This window comes from Gracilibacillus lacisalsi DSM 19029, from assembly GCF_000377765.1.
In the GTDB taxonomy this organism is placed as follows: Bacteria; Bacillota; Bacilli; order Bacillales; family Amphibacillaceae; genus Gracilibacillus; species Gracilibacillus lacisalsi.
On record NZ_KB898671.1, the window covers coordinates 61,741 to 78,633 of the forward strand.

10 protein-coding genes and 1 pseudogene are annotated in these 16,893 nt (G+C 34.1%); 4 read left to right on the top strand and 7 right to left on the bottom strand.

Translation table 11 applies throughout. From position 1 onward, the window contains the following. Nucleotides 1-124: 124 nt before the first annotated feature. A complete protein-coding gene (locus D569_RS0114860; RefSeq protein ID WP_018933231.1) occupies nucleotides 125-310 on the bottom strand; it encodes a hypothetical protein in 186 nt (61 codons plus the stop codon). Between the two features lie 356 nt (nucleotides 311-666). Then, entirely contained in the window at nucleotides 667-2,382 is a 1,716-nt protein-coding gene (locus tag D569_RS0114865; RefSeq protein ID WP_169336450.1) for a DUF6612 family protein, read from the bottom strand. A 911-nt stretch (nucleotides 2,383-3,293) separates the two neighbouring features. Between D569_RS0114865 and D569_RS0114870 the strand changes: the two genes are divergently transcribed. Beyond that, nucleotides 3,294-4,184, top strand: a complete 891-nt coding sequence (locus tag D569_RS0114870) for an AraC family transcriptional regulator (RefSeq protein ID WP_018933233.1) — start codon at nucleotides 3,294-3,296, stop codon at nucleotides 4,182-4,184. 181 nt (nucleotides 4,185-4,365) lie between these two features. Here the strand turns inward: D569_RS0114870 and D569_RS0114875 are convergent, their stop codons facing one another. The 4 genes from D569_RS0114875 to D569_RS0114890 all read right to left on the bottom strand — a co-directional run bounded on the left by D569_RS0114875 (nucleotide 4,366) and on the right by D569_RS0114890 (nucleotide 14,297). Beyond that, nucleotides 4,366-7,176, bottom strand: a complete 2,811-nt coding sequence (locus D569_RS0114875) for a glycoside hydrolase family 2 protein (RefSeq protein ID WP_018933234.1) — start codon at nucleotides 7,174-7,176, stop codon at nucleotides 4,366-4,368. A gap of 70 nt (nucleotides 7,177-7,246) precedes the next feature. Continuing rightward, nucleotides 7,247-10,600, bottom strand: a complete 3,354-nt coding sequence (locus D569_RS0114880; RefSeq protein ID WP_018933235.1) for a DUF5107 domain-containing protein — start codon at nucleotides 10,598-10,600, stop codon at nucleotides 7,247-7,249. 486 nt (nucleotides 10,601-11,086) lie between these two features. Then, a complete protein-coding gene (locus D569_RS0114885; RefSeq protein WP_018933236.1) occupies nucleotides 11,087-13,408 on the bottom strand; it encodes a beta-galactosidase in 2,322 nt (773 codons plus the stop codon). A gap of 37 nt (nucleotides 13,409-13,445) precedes the next feature. Continuing rightward, the gene (locus D569_RS0114890) at nucleotides 13,446-14,297 is read right to left on the bottom strand and encodes a carbohydrate ABC transporter permease (protein WP_018933237.1); all 852 of its coding nucleotides are present in this window, start codon (nucleotides 14,295-14,297) and stop codon (nucleotides 13,446-13,448) included. A gap of 143 nt (nucleotides 14,298-14,440) precedes the next feature. Between D569_RS0114890 and D569_RS24420 the strand changes: the two are divergent. Together D569_RS24420 and D569_RS24060 are read left to right on the top strand one after the other, a co-directional pair. Then, nucleotides 14,441-14,623, top strand: a pseudogene (locus tag D569_RS24420) (DDE-type integrase/transposase/recombinase); the annotation flags it as partial. Between the two features lie 92 nt (nucleotides 14,624-14,715). Then, nucleotides 14,716-14,880, top strand: a complete 165-nt coding sequence (locus D569_RS24060) for a YfhE family protein (RefSeq protein WP_018933218.1) — start codon at nucleotides 14,716-14,718, stop codon at nucleotides 14,878-14,880. Between the two features lie 211 nt (nucleotides 14,881-15,091). Here the strand turns inward: D569_RS24060 and D569_RS22965 are convergent, their stop codons facing one another. After that, nucleotides 15,092-15,508 (bottom strand): Lrp/AsnC family transcriptional regulator, encoded by a 417-nt coding sequence (locus tag D569_RS22965; RefSeq protein WP_245548513.1) that lies wholly within the window; start codon nucleotides 15,506-15,508, stop codon nucleotides 15,092-15,094. A gap of 116 nt (nucleotides 15,509-15,624) precedes the next feature. Here D569_RS22965 and D569_RS22970 point away from each other — a divergent pair, with 116 nt between their 5' ends. After that, nucleotides 15,625-16,677: an oxidoreductase gene (locus tag D569_RS22970; protein WP_018933240.1), complete on the top strand. Its 1,053-nt coding sequence runs from the start codon at nucleotides 15,625-15,627 to the stop codon at nucleotides 16,675-16,677. The last annotated feature ends 216 nt before the right edge of the window (nucleotides 16,678-16,893 follow it).

Below are 16,893 nucleotides of genomic sequence, written 5' to 3' on the forward strand. Positions count from 1 at the left end.
TGAAAAAGCCTCACACAATTTGCAAATTATGTGTGGGGCTTTAAATAAATTAGTCTCAAAGTTCTTTTTATATTGGGTCTGTCATTAAGGATTCGATTTTAATGTTAAAATTATAAAAACATACTTATGATGATAAATCAACCGCATTATAAAGCGTAAGTTCATTTTCATCATATCTATCGTCATATTTGTCCATTAATAATAAAGTCCCGAAAAGAATGACAAAACTAAATATAATCAACAAGAAGATGACAATGATTATGTATAAGCATATCTTCTTCCAACCTACACTTTTAATTCTTTCCAGCAAAACAACACTACCCCCTTTGTCCCGTTACCTAATAATGATTGAACACTATCGTTTACATGCTTGGCTGGTTGGGACGATATTTTGTTTGAGTTGTATTCGTTCAATGTATTACGCTCCTATCATTCTACATTTTTTATGTGATTTTATTAACACCTTGAACGAAAAAAGACGACCCGAACGGAATCGCCTTTCACATATCGTTTCCATACTGTACTTGTCGCTTAACCTTCTATCGAATTTAAGCCATGGACCACTTTGAGAAGTACCCAACGAAATTAGTTGTTGTTTTTTTACCGAAAAGAGTTATCAATTTCAGAAACCTTGGCCCTCCCTATCTTGTGGTCTGATATGATTGTTCAAAACTGTACTTTCTCTATTTCCTTACCGTCTACTGGGATTCGATACCAATCTTCTGTATCGACTTCTTCAATTTTTGCATAGTACACATATCCATCAATAATATGCAAAAAATAGACTGACCCTTCATCCAATTTCTCACTTTCCATTGTATTTACATCCAACCTATATAGACTCCAATTATCAGAAGGGTTCCGATAAAACACATGGTTATCAACATTAAATCCTTCTACGGGATATGTTGTTAACTCTTCCTCTTTTTCTGTTTCAAGGTTGAAGCGATACAAATGGTAGTTATGATTTGCATTTTCATAATATATCCAATCATCTTCCATAGCGAAACTTCTAGCACGTTTTCCATCTAAAGCTGTTTCTGATTCTTGTGAATAAATATCAACATCAATATCTGTGTAATATAGCTGATTATCTTCCGTTTTTTGATAGACGATTTTGTCATTTTCTATTATAAATCTACCTACATCTTCGAGAATTCTTTCTCCATAACTTAAATTTGTTTTTTGTTTTTCAAGATAGACTCGTGGTGTAGGTGTATCACTGACTTCAAGATAATACATCCATTCATTTTTCACTATTAGATTAGTTGCTGAAATATCATAGATCTGTTGACGGTCTGAGCCGTCCTTATTCATCTGAATTAATTTTGCTCCTTGCGTCAAATCAGCAGGTTCAGTTATCTGTATGTAATATAACTTATCATTAACCACATTAATATTTGCTGCTCTTTCTTCGGAGAGCCGTGTTTGATCAGTCCCATCCCTTCTCATGCGATTTATTCCTTTGCCAAGCGAAGAAAAATAAATCCATTCTCCGTCTGTAGCCCACTTACCATGATTCATAATATTAGCTCCAGTATTACCTAATTGTTCGACTTCATCTTTATTATCCTCTTCGTCTTCCTCCTCGATATCTGTAGTGAAATGTTCTGCAATAGTAAGTGCATTCTCGATTTCATCTGCTGGTAATTCTAGATTTTCTATTTCATTATGATTAGATAGTACAAAGGTGACTGTCTCTTTCATTTGGGGAGGATTTGACTCTACAAATTTACTTTCACCAATGTAGTCAATCTGCAATTCTGTTAATTGAAGGGACTGTTTATTCACTTTAATACGGACATTGAGCTCTACGATATCTATATAATCGAACATTAAAGATGCTGCCACCCCTCGTTCAACGGATGAGGATTTAGCAAACACCGGATACAATGCTTTCAGGATGCTAATATTCTTATCCTTATTTTCTCCATCGTACTCATAAAGATAGTTTTCACTTTCTTTATTAAACTGTAACATTTCTATATTCTCGTAAAGTTTCTCCATACCTTTAAGTAATATTGTTTCATCTGTTATCTTACCTTTCACCAGATAATCAAGGTCCGGGTGATTATAATACACCATATCCTCTTGATAATAAGTGAGCATGTTTTCCCATTCATCATATAATTTCTGTTTCATTTCCATGCTAGCATGAAAAGGATCAACTGTTGTTTCTCCTTTAAGTTCCAGCTTTGTTTCATTATCCATACCGTCTATTTGCTCTGCATCGAGTTGAAAACTAAAACTCTCTAATTCTTTAGTGTTTTCTATCATTTTCTGAAGGGCATCATCTTTCGATAATTCCTCATTTCGGCAACCAATTATTAGGAAGATAAGTAAAATACCTAGACACCACTTTATAACATTGCTTAATTTCATATATTTTGCACCTCTAGACATTCTATTACTTCTTTACCGAACCAAGATTTTGTGAAAATAATCTTTAATGGTTATTTTTCGATAAATTCATCTATATGTTATTTAATTATCTCAGTTTTTGAGTTATTTGTCACTAATTCATATGAATATGGCTCCCGTAGAATCATCTCTTTCCCTTTCAGAGATAATTCTTTTAACATTAGCTACTATTCTCTCCGTTACCCTTATAAGAGTGAAATGAATAGGGGAAATAAGTAAGTGATGGATTGTAAAATGACACATCAGTCTTAGTAGAATGGTTATAACAATATAGAAAAGACCACTAAATCATAAAGTACTCTTAGCTTCGATTTCCAAGATCTCACTTGATAAGATATCCGGTTTATCTCAAGAAAAGAGCTAGTCTGGAAGATGCATGGTAATAAGGATCAAATCAGTATGGAGTTTTTATGATCACTATTTTTAAGAGAGACTATAATAATATAGATTGGAAGGAAAAATCAATGGACTTTTCTGATTTTTTTGATATTTCTCTCTCTTTTTAATAGGTAACCTCACATTTTTTTAAATTATTCTTCGTTATAGCCGCGTAGAATAAGTTCACCTTCTCCCCTGTATGTATGGGTTCATATATCGTTTTTATTGGTCCAGCTTACTTTTGTGGGATAAAAAAGAAAGATGATTAACAACCCCCGAGATGATATAATAACATCAGTATGATAACGCTTATCCAAGTAACAACTTAGAAGAACTTGTTTATATCCCCTCGTTTCTTCCTATATGCTATCTTAACTTGTCACCATATAGTGTAAAATGATAATACTTTGACACCATATTATTTGAATTGACGATATACTTTTTTTATTGAAGTACTTTGTACAAAATAATAATTTAAATAAGGAGCATTAGAAATGGAAAATATCAGAAAAAGAGATGGGTTTGATTCTGAGAAATTGTTTGTTTTACCGGACTATGTACAGGAAGAACTAGTTGAGCATGCATTAATAAAAGATTTCTTTGTAACAGACATAGGATTTTTCCCCGATGCTAAATATCACTTTCGCGAAAGGCAATCAGGTACAAAGTCACATATTTTCATTTATTGTTCTAATGGTGAAGGATGGGTTGAATTAAATAAAGGACCAAAACAAATAATTTTAAAGAATACTTTAATTGTTATACCTTCTGAAACCCCTCATTGTTACGGGAGTAAGGATAGTAATCCATGGAGTATTTATTGGTTTCATTTAAGAGGAAAGCACGTCTCACACTTTATTGAAAGCTTTGGTTTAAATGGTGAACCATTGCAATTTCCTAGTAATTTCTTTACTAAATTCACAGAATTATTTGACCAGTGCTATAATATGTTAATTGATAAACCATATTCCAAGGTTCACCATATACACGTTTCACAAACCATGCGCTATTTTCTTAGTACAATAGGGATTACGAGTCTACGTTCACAGCAAGAAGAAAAGAGGGAACATTATCTGGAGAGTGCCATCCAGTATATGATAGACCACCTTCATACCACGATCAAACTATCCACTTTGGCAAAATTTATAGGGTTATCTAAACAACACGTTATTTATATTTTCAAAAAAGAAACAGGCTTTCCACCTATCGATTATTTTATTAGACTTAAAATGCAGCGTGCCTGTGAGATGTTAGATTTAACAGATATGAGTATAAAAGAAATTTGTAATTCTCTTGGTATTACGGATCCCTATTATTTTTCAAGATTATTCAAAAAAATTATGGGCTCATCGCCAACAGCTTACCGGAAAGAACAAAAAGGCTAAAAATATAACTATATTATATTAATTTTAAATTTATACCGTTGTAATCGGTTGCGCATTATCTTTGTATTATGTAAAAAATCCAAACGATATCGAATCATTGTCCGATAATCGTTTGGATCATAAAACACTTTGGTCTCAGAATCGTTCGTCACATACTTCATAATTATTTTTAATAACAAATTTAATATCTTAGATTAAATAGTGATTTTACTTTAAATGTACTAATTAATTCACCTACACTAATCGAAGAATCTGGTTGAAAGTTACTGCTTTTTAAGTACTCAATTATTTTAAAGAGAAGAAAATGAGATTCTGGACTCTTCATCATTTTTCGATCAGTTAGATTTAAAGTTGATACAAAGAGCTTCCCTCTCCCCACATTTACCTCATAAACATATGCTAGTTTTTTGGATCTATTGAAATTATCGATTACTTCTATAATTGGCTTCACATTAGGCGTCAATTCTAAGTTTAGAGCAATCGTACGATCTACTAAATGATACCAGCCCCAGTCAGAGTGCCCATCATTTGGAAACTCATCGAAAACTGGATGTGAGTGGATGCGCATTCCCATTGTTGTTCCTACTTGTTCAGGAAACCATAAGTAATTCCAAAATATTGGTAGATAACGAGTTAAGACCTCATCATGTTGACCATTCTCCTTAGCCATTAGCCATACCTTTCCACCATCTACTAGAAATTGTAAGACATCCCTTCCTATTTGATCTGTTATGGCTAAATCCACATCTTTTTCTTTTTTAAAACTATGCTCGTCTAACCCGATTGTTTTTTCAACTCGGGCACCAAATAAAGCGGAGCGCAGTTCGGGAATATTAGTCCAAGTCCGTTCAGGCTTTTCAGTAAGCTGTTGACGTGGAAATACCCAAAAATCCCACTCATTTTTAAACGTAATTCCGTTTATTATTATGGAAGCCTCAAGCGTTACCTTTTTTGCTTCATTTACCGATATTTCTTCATTAATTTTTATTAAATCTATATTTCCAGTTCCAGGGATATCATTTATAATAGTTTCTCCCTGCTTCCACACGTTTTTATCAATATTTAATGACCATTTGAAATCCGCGGTATCTACTGGTAAGCCAAAGTGTGATAATTCTATACTTACTGCTATTTCTTCGTCATTGTAAAATGTTCGTTTTTTGGATCTCATTAATAACACTGTTTGCTCATTAAATTGACGAAACTTATTTGGTTCTACCACATTTTTCGAATCCCAGAATACATCTAATATTCCCACAGTAGCATGGCCTTGACCAGGAAAATCGCGTATATCCAATAATTGAATTCCTGAAAGGTTAGGAGTTCTTCGTGCTTTTTCCATATTCTCCTTTAAGGAACGAATAAGGTGTATTCCTGTTGATTCAATAAATTCATTTGTACGGGAAGTGATTCTTTTTGACTCCAAAGTCTTATTAATGCTTTCTAACCAATGAGGTTTAAGTATACCTTGATATTTAGTTTCCTCTTCCGGTCGCACATACATTGTAAATTGACCGTGCTCATGTGCAATTAGCGGATTTTTCTCTAACCGGGTCACCTCACCATAATCAGTAGTTGTATCTGCTGTAGCAGCATGATCAATATTGTATGGAGGATGCCAATTGAGTGTTGGGACAAAAAAGTCACCCTCACGGCTTTGAGAAGGTAATTGACCATGGCCAGTATTATCTGTATAAATACGACTAGAATCTAGTTGTCTTGCTAAATAAACTAATTCATTTAACTGTGGGTGGCCGTCTTCAGCAATTAATTCATTTCCCATCGATAACATCACAAATGAAGGATGATTCTTTAATGACCTTATTACTCGCTTCAACTCTCGCGTTAAGAAAGTATGGACTTCTTCAGGTGCTTGACTCTCACTTTTGGTATACTGTTTACTCCAATGCGGTAATTCGGTTTGCACAAGCATACCAGCTTCATCTGCTGCTTGCCAGAAAGGTTCTGGTGGGGTCCATCCGTGTAATCTCACATGATTAAAACCGTAGCTCTTCACTACACTAAATTGTTTTCGATAATGCTCTATGTCCCATTCTGGATAACCTGTTTGCGGAAAAATACAACAATCTACATACCCTGTTAAAAATACAGGAATTTCATTTAATAAAATTTGATTGTTTTCAGTGGAAATGGTCCTTAGACCAAATCTTACGCTTTTTGTATCATATTGCTTTCCATTATATAAAAGTACAATTTCTGCATGATACAAATATGGTTCATTTGGAGACCATGTTTTAGCTTCATCCAATTCTATTTGAATAGATTTGGTTAGCTGTAAAACTGAAGTCTTATCCAAAATATTTGATTCATTAGATTTAATTAAAGTATTGTTTTGATCATAAATATGAATACACATACTCCAATTATTTCTATCCTCACAGTTTATCCTATCAACTTCCACTTCGAAGTGAACAAGTTTAGGGTTTATCTCGGTTTTAACCTTAACATCCTGAATGGTATGAGGTAATTCAGAAATAATTTGTATGCCACCTGTAATGCCTCCCCAATGAGTCGATGTATGGTAAGAGTGAATATGGCTTTCCTGCAACGGTAAATGCATCTGATTATCTAACCTAATAACAAATCGATGTTTTTTCCCTGCTTTTACAAATGGTGTAATTTCGTAACGTTGTATGGTTGATAGACTATCTTCTGTCCCGACATAATTACCATCAATCCATAACTGTGTAATCCATCTAACTCCTTTTAATTCTAGATATAAATTGTTTTGATTGATGTTTTCAGGTATTTCAATCTCTTTTACAAACCATGCTATACCCTCATATTCTCGATCTTTTTTCCATGTACCGATTGGAAAGTGTGTGGAAGACTGCCCATATCCCTGCTCTTCTATAGAGCCGGGAATTTGAATCGTATCCTGGGGTAAAGCAGCATCTGGACCCACCCAATCCTGATCATTTTTCGGGTCAAGCGAAAAATTCCAAGTGCCATTTAATTCTATTTTCATCATCTTTTCCCTCCAATTTTCCCCAACAAACCTCGGAAAAAAATGATGGAGGTTTGTTGGTTAACATAATTATTTAATCAATACTTACTAACATATGGTTTTCCTTACACAATGGAAGATGGCTAATTGCCCCTTGATGATTAGGTTCTATTGCTAATACATCCTCAAAATACTTTTGCGCTTCTGCTACTTTCTGCATACCTAACAGTCCAAGCCCTATCATAAAAAGACAATGAATTTTATTTCTTTGATTCAAATCATCTTCAAACACTAAGAAATCTGGTAAGGAAACAGCAAAATATTCAATTTTTACATCATCATAAAAATGTGTCTCTCCATAATCTATTAACTTATTAAATCGACGTTTTGCTTCTTTTTTATTATTTAACTTTAACCATGCTAAACCTTGATAATAAATCATTTCGGGCGGTTGATCATTATAATACATGACACTTGTGGGTTCATCTAATCCAGTTGAGGCTATTTCAAAACAATCTTTAGCCTCGATAGTTTTGTTTAACCCTTCATAGGCACAGCCTAAATAATAATAAATATTATTCTCCTGTGCACCGGCTAATTTCCCTTCACCTAAGTTTTCAGGATAATTCAAAGCTTGTTGTAAATAGGCCACAGCTTGATTATATTGCCTATCTTCAATACATACTTTTCCTAACTCCACATTCGCAAACACATATTGTCCTGGGATTTTCCCTTCTCCACCTTCCCATGGATGGAAAATTCTATTTTGTAGTGCTTGTAATACTTTCTCATATTCACCCATCGAGTTTAGAAGTGTAACATATTCCAGATACAGATCATCTCTTGCTTGAACTAAATCAATATGTTTGTTGAAATTTCCCAGGCGTTTTGCAGGAGTTACTTTTAACTTTTTATAGAGTTGATCAAGCTCATAGAAAACACGTGCATCTTCTTGATTACAACTAAATGCTTTTTCTAATGCTTGAAGAGATTCATCCTTTAAGCCTAATTTATTATAATAACCTAAAGATAAATTTCGATGAGCTGTTGCAAACGTATTATCCAACTCGATAGATTTTTCCCAATATTTAATTGCCTCTTTATGCCTTTTCTTGTCATATAAAAGATTGCCAAGGTAATAATATGCCTTACTATCATCAGGGTGTTTATCAATCATCTCTTGTAAAACAACTAATTCAAACAGACTATTTGGGAAGCAATAGTCAGGTTTTGCTTTACTCCCAGCTTTTTGATAGAACTCTGATTTATCATTTTTACCCAGCAAGCGATAGAAATAAGCTAAGGCATATTGTTGCATTGGGTATGCATCATCCGATCGATTCGGCTGAATGCGCTGTAAGATATCAATCGCCTCAGCGATAAAGCCTGAGCTTTGATAATCATCTGCTAATGTCAAATAATTATGAACATCTCCTCGCATTAGTAGAATTACTTTCTCAAGCAATTGACTTTCTTTTTCCTTTTCACCTAAAGCTCTATAAATGAGATAAAGTTCGTTGAATGCACCAAAGTCCATTTTATCTATATTTAAAGTCTCTATGGTAAAAGCTTCAGCTTCTTCCAATCTATTAAGTTTACGAAGAATTCCAGATTTCAAAAGTCTCGCTTGGTAATTGTGAGTGTTGCGAGTTAATGATTGATTTACAAACTCTAACGCTTTTTTAAAGTGCCCTTCTGAATGAGCAATTTGCGCTAAAGAGAAATAACCACTATCTTGCCAATCCGCTGACCAACAAGCCTTGTAGAATGCAGCGAATGCTTCTCTATATTTCCTTTGAAATTTCAAAGTCACTCCTAATTGATAATAGGCTTCACTATCATAAGGATTTGGGTTACGTGAAGTTAATGATTGTATAGCTTTTCTGAAGTAAGATTCACTTTCTTCAAATAATCCCCTTCTAAGAATTAATTTTCCATAAGCTACATTAAGTCGGATATCTTTACTGTCACGTTTCAAACCTTCTAAGTAATAATTTTCCGGTTCAAATGTAGCATGTCTATATTGTTCTAAATGCAAACCCGCTAAATATAATTCTTCATTAGTTTTTAAGTCTTCTGGTTCAGACATAGGTTCCGCCGCGTCAGGAATTTCTTCAATTTTAGGAGCTTGTGGTTTATAGGAAACAAGGACTTTTCCTTTTGAATCTTTAACTGTTACCTCTAATTCATGCTCTTTATCCACCTCATCCAAAGTAACAATTGTCTTAAATGTTTCTGTCGGAGATAAATTCACACTTTCTTTTAGATAATAACGATTTTTCCCTTTTAATTCTATTTTTGCTCCTTCAAAAACTGATGTTGCATACGCTTGAACTACAGTACGTTTATTTTCATCTGTATCCAAATTGACTGCTGCGTCTATTGAAGCGTTTTTTACTACCCCGATATCTTTATAAGGCATAAAATATTGTTTAAATGCTTTTTCTTCATATGGCTTTAGCCATGTGAAATCAGGCTGATTATCAGTGTATACACCTGTCATTAATTCAATATACGGTCCATCTTCATCTGTAAGATTTCGATCCCATGCCTGCCCAAATTCTCCATTTCCCCAAGTCCATTGTTTTTTACCTGGTGAAATATGGTGATCGGCTACATGTAGCAAACCTGCATTAACACCGTGATCATAACCACCCACAAAGTTATAATCCGACTTATATGCCATATAAGAAGTTGGTACAGGGATATTTTTATAGCGAGAAATATCTACTCCTTCTGAATAATCCATTTTATAATAAGTGCCTGTTGCAATTGGGAACCTTGAGACATCTCTTTTGCCATGGTCCATTACTGCATTTACATCAGGCGGAAATACGGTTTGTGTATGATTATTTACAGCGACGGCTGGATTTGCCCACCATAGAAAAGTCTGCGGTTCAGATGTCCTATTGTATAATTGTGCTTCAATTTCTATATAGGCTTTATGTGGAAACAGTCTAAATCCAGTCGTTACTTTTGTTCCATACATTCGGTCCACTTCACCAACCCACACAACTGCACTTCCATCATTTTCTTCTTCTAAGCGATATTCGACAGGACCGAATGTATTCGGACGATGATGTTGCGGCCAATTAAATTCAATTCCACCAGATATCCAAGGACCAACTAGACCAACTAATGCTGGCTTAATCACTCGATTATAGTAGACAAAGTCGTAGTTATTTGTTTTATCCAAAGCTCGGTAAATTCTTCCACCAATTTCTGGCATGATTTCAACCCTTATAAAATCATTCTCTAAGATCACCATTTGATAGGTTTTCTTTACTTTTTCGTCATATATTTTATCTATTACGGGATGAGGATAGACTCGACCAGAACTTCCCTGGTATACTCGTTTCTCAAGGAACATTGGATTTTTATCAGGCTTTCCAACTTCATACGTCGGAATTTCTCTTTTTTCCTCCCACACTTTCACTTTATTATTCATAAATTCTCACTCCCTTGTTTCATTCTATATGTCTACATTACCGTTTATAATAGCAACATCCAATAAATTAAATTCTGTTTTTGATGGACTATAATCTTATTATGGAATAATTTAAAAGTTTATAATGTAGTAATATCCATATATTATATTAATAATATTCTTATTATTTCACAGGTTAAGAAAGCTCGAGAAGTTAGCAGTCACAAACGTTGTAGAACAGTTTCATAGCGGAGGCCGTCCACTTCCACTCCTACGGGATGATTTTCGACTAAGATCCACTTTGGTAAGCGCTCTTTGCTTACTAAAGTTAGCTTAGGCGAAAATCCCGTGGAAAGGGAAGTGGACAGCCGCAGCGATGGTTTCCTGTACAAGCTATTTCAAAATGGCTACTCTGCTTACAAATGCGTTGATACCGCGGTTTTTATACTTTCTTTCCTTATAAAAAAAGGATATTCGAAGAAATTAATCCTCGAAATCCTTCTCTTTTTAGTATAAAATATTATATTCATATACTGGAGTAGCTTTAATTGACTTTATTTCCGCTATCACTTTCTCTGTAATTTCCGTTCTTGCTGCCATTGGAGAATCACTTTTCACTGATACGCCTTCTTTAATCGGAGACACATATATATACATTCCTTTGCTGACAACATCTTTTTCAAACCTCTTTAGACCAATTTCCCACGTCTCATAATTAGAATAATTGTCATTTATTAATTCTCCATCAATAAATGCATATCCGATATCTCCAATATAATTTATTTTCAATAATAATTCCTTCACATTTTTAAATTCTTTTGGATCTACATTGATAGTAGCCTTTGAATTATTGATATGCTTCACTTCGAGTTCTATTTCCTTTGGATTGATCGGAATAATATATTCAGTAAATATACCTTGCTTTTCCCCAGTAACTTCTTCTCCTTCCACAACAATGCTATTACTAAATGCAGGGAAAGCTTTCAAGGAAACGTTATCTAAGCCATCAACTTCTAACCTTAACTGATCATCGTCTACTAAAACGTTTGCTTCTGTTATAAAGATGGTTTCTTTCCCTTTTATTGATACCTTCCAGAAATTCAAGCTCTGCTGATCTGTTAGTGTACAAATATTTATTTTCTGTCCATCTTTACCGACTAGTTTTGTCATATCATCTTGCTCAACCTGTACGATAACTTTATTACCAGTTCTTTTAACATTACCTCTACTGACTTGTACTTCATCTACATTTTTTTTATCAAAAACATATTCGCCCTTCATACCCTTTGGGGTAAAGAAAAAGTAATATTTTTCATCATCCTTATTTAGTTCTGTAATTAACTGTGTAGTAGAGTAGCTCAGATTAACACCTTCCATATTAAAGTTAAATGGTAAAATGCAATTTTGATCTTTTGCTAATGACAAGTTCGGTAAAATAATGGTTTCGTTTTCTAACTGAACAGAAATAGTGAAATCATTTTGATCCTTTGTTTCTATATGGTCTTGAAAGTTATTGATATATATAAAACCCGAATCTCCATCAGCTCTAACAGCATATCTTAAAGTTTCTACATCTTCTGGATTCATATTTTCAGGATTTTGAGATAGGACTGTTTTAGTTTGAGAGAAACCCTTACCATACTGATGATAAAATAAATGTTGACGTTTTAATCTATGATACGATTCTCTAACTTGGCCATATTCTCCTATTGGTGCCTGGTAGTCATAAGATATTTTTGGTGTAACGGTTTCATTTAAAAAAGGTGTTTTCTTCCCTTGTGGATTAGATCCCCCATGATACACATAATAACCGATAAAATTACAACCACCCGCTACTTTAATGGAGCTTAAAGCATCCACACTTTCATAAGGGAGCTTGAATCGATAGTTATAAAAAGGCGTCATTCCTCCCATCATTTCTGCACATGCAAATGGGAAGTTTTCTGGTTTATATTCAGGTTTAAAGTCAAATGTTTTAGGCACCTCGTTATTGTGGTAATCTCTAAAAATATAATTTGGTGTCGCAGGATGTTCCTCTACATCACCATAAAATATCCATGGCCAATAAGCATACCCACCCCACAAAGGTAGTACTTCATCTGTTGGGGCAATAGCTCCTCCCCAACCAGTGCCAGTATAAATTGGTGTATCGATTCCAGAATCTAAAGCGATTTCTTTCAATTTCATCATATGTTCAGCACCATCTCTACCTCCAGGTAGCCATTCATTACTTGTACCAGTAGTTATTTCCCAAGGTGCCCCTGCATGCTGAAATTCATTTTCTAACTGGGTTCCGATAATTGGACCATCATCTTTGTATAGTAACCCTTTCACTTGCTTCCCGATTTCTTTGTACAGTCTTCTAACATAATATAAATACCCTTCATCATTGGAGCGTATTTCAAATGGTCGCCCAAACATCCAATCCGGTATCCCGCCATTGCGTGCTTCCCCATGATCAAAAGGTCCAATTCTTATAATAACGTAAAGCTTATGTTTTCCGCATAATTCAATAAATTTTCTTAAATCTTTATCGCCTTCCCATTCAAATGTTCCTTCGATTTCTTCATGATGATGCCAAAAAATGTAGGTAGGAACAACATTAATTCCTCCCATCTTCATTTTAATCAGTTCATCTTCCCATAATTCATGATTATATCGACTAAAATGAAATTCACCACTTATTGCAAAAAAAGGTTTTTTATCAACTTCCATATAATAATTGGTGAAACTTATTTCATTCCCTCTCTTATTTTTCCCTTTCAGATTAGGTAAAGAAGGATAAATGTCTTTCTTTGCGTTACCTACATTAATATTATATTCTCGCATAGTAACCTCCAAATAGTTTTATCATTATATTTCTTCATTAAGATTTTACTGCTCCTGCTACACCTTCTATAAAGTATCTTTGCATGATTATAAATACAATCATTACAGGAACTAATGATATACTTGCACCAGCTGCCATTCCAGCATAATCTGAAGCATAATTACCCACAAATGATTCCATACCGACTGCTAATGTTCTTAATTCAGGCTTGTTTAAAGTCAGTACCAATGGAATTAAAAAAGAACTCCATGTCCATATAAATTGCATGATGGCAGTAGTTGCAATCATTGGTGCACTTAAAGGTAACATAACTTTAGTAAATGTCCTTAAAAAACCAGCACCATCAATTTCAGCTGCTTCCTCTAATTCTTTAGGTATTTTAGCAAAAAACGAAGTAAACATGAGAATAAATAGCACATGGGCTCCAGATGACTCAGCTAAAATTACTCCTAGCATACTATTAGATAGTCCCAACTGATTTACTATTTTAAACAAAGGAATTATAGTATAACCTTTTGGAATAAACATGATCGCGGCTATACAAATAATAACGATATTCCTTCCTGGGAAATTGACACGGCCCAATGCATATCCAGTTATTGCACAAAGAAACACAACAATAGCAACTGTCGATACAGTTAATATTACTGTATTTACAAAGTAACCTGAAAAATTAGCGCTTTCCCATGCTCTTACATAATTATCCCAATTAAACGATTCAGGAATTGGATTGATTCCAGAGGTCATTAATTCATTATTCGTTTTAAAAGAAGAAAATACCATCCATATAAATGGATATATCCAAACTAATCCAAATGCAAGTAGACAGAAATGAATCGTAAATCGTGCAGTTTTACTAGTAATCATTTCTTCACCGTGTAGCCCCACTGATTAATGTACTCTTATCATAATAAAGAATCCGCTTTCACCCAATTCACTATAGTCTGTTTATGATGGACAATATTCGCTTTTTAATTCAACTATTTTTATCCTTTGATTATACAACAAAGAACCCTGCAAAACAGAATAGAGTGACAGTGACCCTTCTTAAACAGGATTTCAAGGCTGATCGCCCTAATCAAAAGTGGGTTACTGATATTACTTACTTACCATATGGAGAGAAAATGCTTTATTTATCAACCATTATGGACTTATATAATAACGAAATCATAGCCTATAAAGTTAGTGACACACAGGAGGTTAAGCTTGTTTTACTCCATCCACTTCCGAAAAGCCTATGTTTAGCAATTTACTATAGAGGGTAAATAATTTATATAACCCAATTCCAATAGAAAGGATGAACACTATGTCCAGAAAAACACAGTATCAACCTATAGGAGGAAATGGGGATGAACCATCAGACACTCAAGAAGTTATTTATGCAAAAGAATTTAAACAAGCAGATATTGCTGGTGGATACCGAAAACCTAAAGTCAATGAAGCTAAAAAGGAAAACCCTAACTTGAAATGACAGATCATCATAAAGCAGCTTTCTTAGCTGCTTTTTCTTTAATTTTTGTAGAAAAGAGTTAATGAGTTGAAGCGCAATATACCCTCTATTTCGTGTTAAACACTAAGTATCGAGTTAAGAAATGGAGGATGAATATTTGCTATCTCTAGAGATAATATAAGTTATTATTAGTGATTCAAGCATCAGGTTTGCTTGATATGAACTATCATTTTTAACCATCACTAACCTTATAATTCCCTAGAACAGATAGTATATTGGAAAAGGCATATTGCGTTGTATCTTTAGAGATTTGCTCCAACTCCTCCACCTTTGTACATACTACTTCAGCCATATAATTATACTCTCCGCTAATTCTCCATAAATCGATAATATTACGGTTCTCTTTACAATAATTCGTTAACTTTTCACAGCTTTTTGTTTTAAATAAAACAAAACCATGAATTCCTTTATAGAGTTCTTTATGATTTATCTCTACGGTATAACGATTTATCACATAATCTTCTAATCTTTCTATCCTCGTTTTCACAGCAGGAGATGACATGTTTATTTGTTTACCGATTTCCGTATAAGTAAGCCTTGAATTTCTTTTTAATAAATCTAAAATTTGATGATCGATATCATCTAACATTGCTTTCACCCACTCTCCCATTACTTTAAAATTTAAAGTTTTTCATAGTATATAGCTTAATAATTCCATTGTAAACAAATCGGAATAGATTTAACATTCTATATGAGGTGATAAATATGACTTGTTCCATTTTCTCTGATTACAAAATCGGGAACTTAACATTAGACAATAGAATTGTGATGGCTCCCATGACAAGAGGATTTGCTGATAATGAAACCGGTGAAGTCAATCATTTGATTGCCGACTATTATGGAAAAAGAGCTAGATACGGTGCCGGCTTAATCATCACAGAAGGAATTGTCATCAATGAATCAGCCAAAGGAACCTATGGGATTCCGGGAATATTTACACATCGTCAAACCCTAAGTTGGAAGAAAGTCACAAGAGAAGTTCATCAATATAATACGAAAATTTTTGCCCAGCTTTGGCATGTAGGCAGATTAAGTCATCAGGAAATTTTAAAAGGTCATACTCCTGTCGCTCCATCTGCCATAAGTGCTAGCGGCCACGTGCATAGATTAAGGAAACCGTTCCAAGCACCTAAACCTTTAAGTCAGGCGGAAATATATCAAATTATCGATGACTATAGACAGGCAGCAAGAAATGCAATGGAGGCTGGATTTGACGGTGTTGAAATACATGCCGCACATGGTTATCTCATTTATCAATTTATCAGTGAGAAATCAAATATTCGTCAAGACATGTTTGGAGGATCCTTACAAAATAGACTGCGATTTTTAGATTTAATTATTAAAGAGGTAAAGAAAGTTGTGCCTAAAAATAGAATTAGCATCAGGGTTTCTGAAAAGAAAGATGACGATATGGATTACGTATGGGAGCAACCTGAAGAAATGGTACGCGCTATCACAGAGATCCTTTCCAAACATCGAATAAAAATTATCCATCCCTCTGTAGAAAACTACGGTGTTGCACTTAAAAATGATCAAAGATCGCTTCATGAGTTATTTAGGAAATACTGGAGGGAAACCCTTATAGCCGTTGGTAATATAGCTCCTAATGAAGGGGCAGATATCATTGAAGAAAATCAAGCGGACCTAGTTGCATTTGGACAATTATTTATAGCCAATCCTGATTTGGTTATTCGTCTGAAAGCAAATCAAGAGATTTTCCCTTATCATACAAAAGAGCAGCTAAAATGTTTAAATTAATTTATACGCGGATTTGAAAATACTGAAGCAGGCTCTGCCAAATTCATTTTAATAGGGCCTGCCCAATCCTATTAAGAAAACAAATGATAATTGTTGCTGCACAATATACTTTTGCTTCGCCTACCATACAATATAAAATTACTCTTGTTTTTTATTACTTCATCGTTTATTGACTTATTTGGGGGAATTAAGGTGTAGTTCATGATAATATCCTGT

Bases quoted from the DNA above. Each gene is read 5' to 3' on its own strand.
- D569_RS0114865 (WP_169336450.1), bottom strand. From the start codon at position 2,382: ATGAAATTAAGCAATGTTATAAAGTGGTGTCTAGGTATTTTACTTATC.
- D569_RS0114870 (WP_018933233.1), top strand. From the start codon at position 3,294: ATGGAAAATATCAGAAAAAGAGATGGGTTTGATTCTGAGAAATTGTTT.
- D569_RS0114875 (WP_018933234.1), bottom strand. From the start codon at position 7,176: ATGATGAAAATAGAATTAAATGGCACTTGGAATTTTTCGCTTGACCCG.
- D569_RS0114880 (WP_018933235.1), bottom strand. From the start codon at position 10,600: ATGAATAATAAAGTGAAAGTGTGGGAGGAAAAAAGAGAAATTCCGACG.
- D569_RS0114885 (WP_018933236.1), bottom strand. From the start codon at position 13,408: ATGCGAGAATATAATATTAATGTAGGTAACGCAAAGAAAGACATTTAT.
- D569_RS24060 (WP_018933218.1), top strand. From the start codon at position 14,716: ATGTCCAGAAAAACACAGTATCAACCTATAGGAGGAAATGGGGATGAA.
- D569_RS22965 (WP_245548513.1), bottom strand. From the start codon at position 15,508: ATGTTAGATGATATCGATCATCAAATTTTAGATTTATTAAAAAGAAAT.
- D569_RS22970 (WP_018933240.1), top strand. From the start codon at position 15,625: ATGACTTGTTCCATTTTCTCTGATTACAAAATCGGGAACTTAACATTA.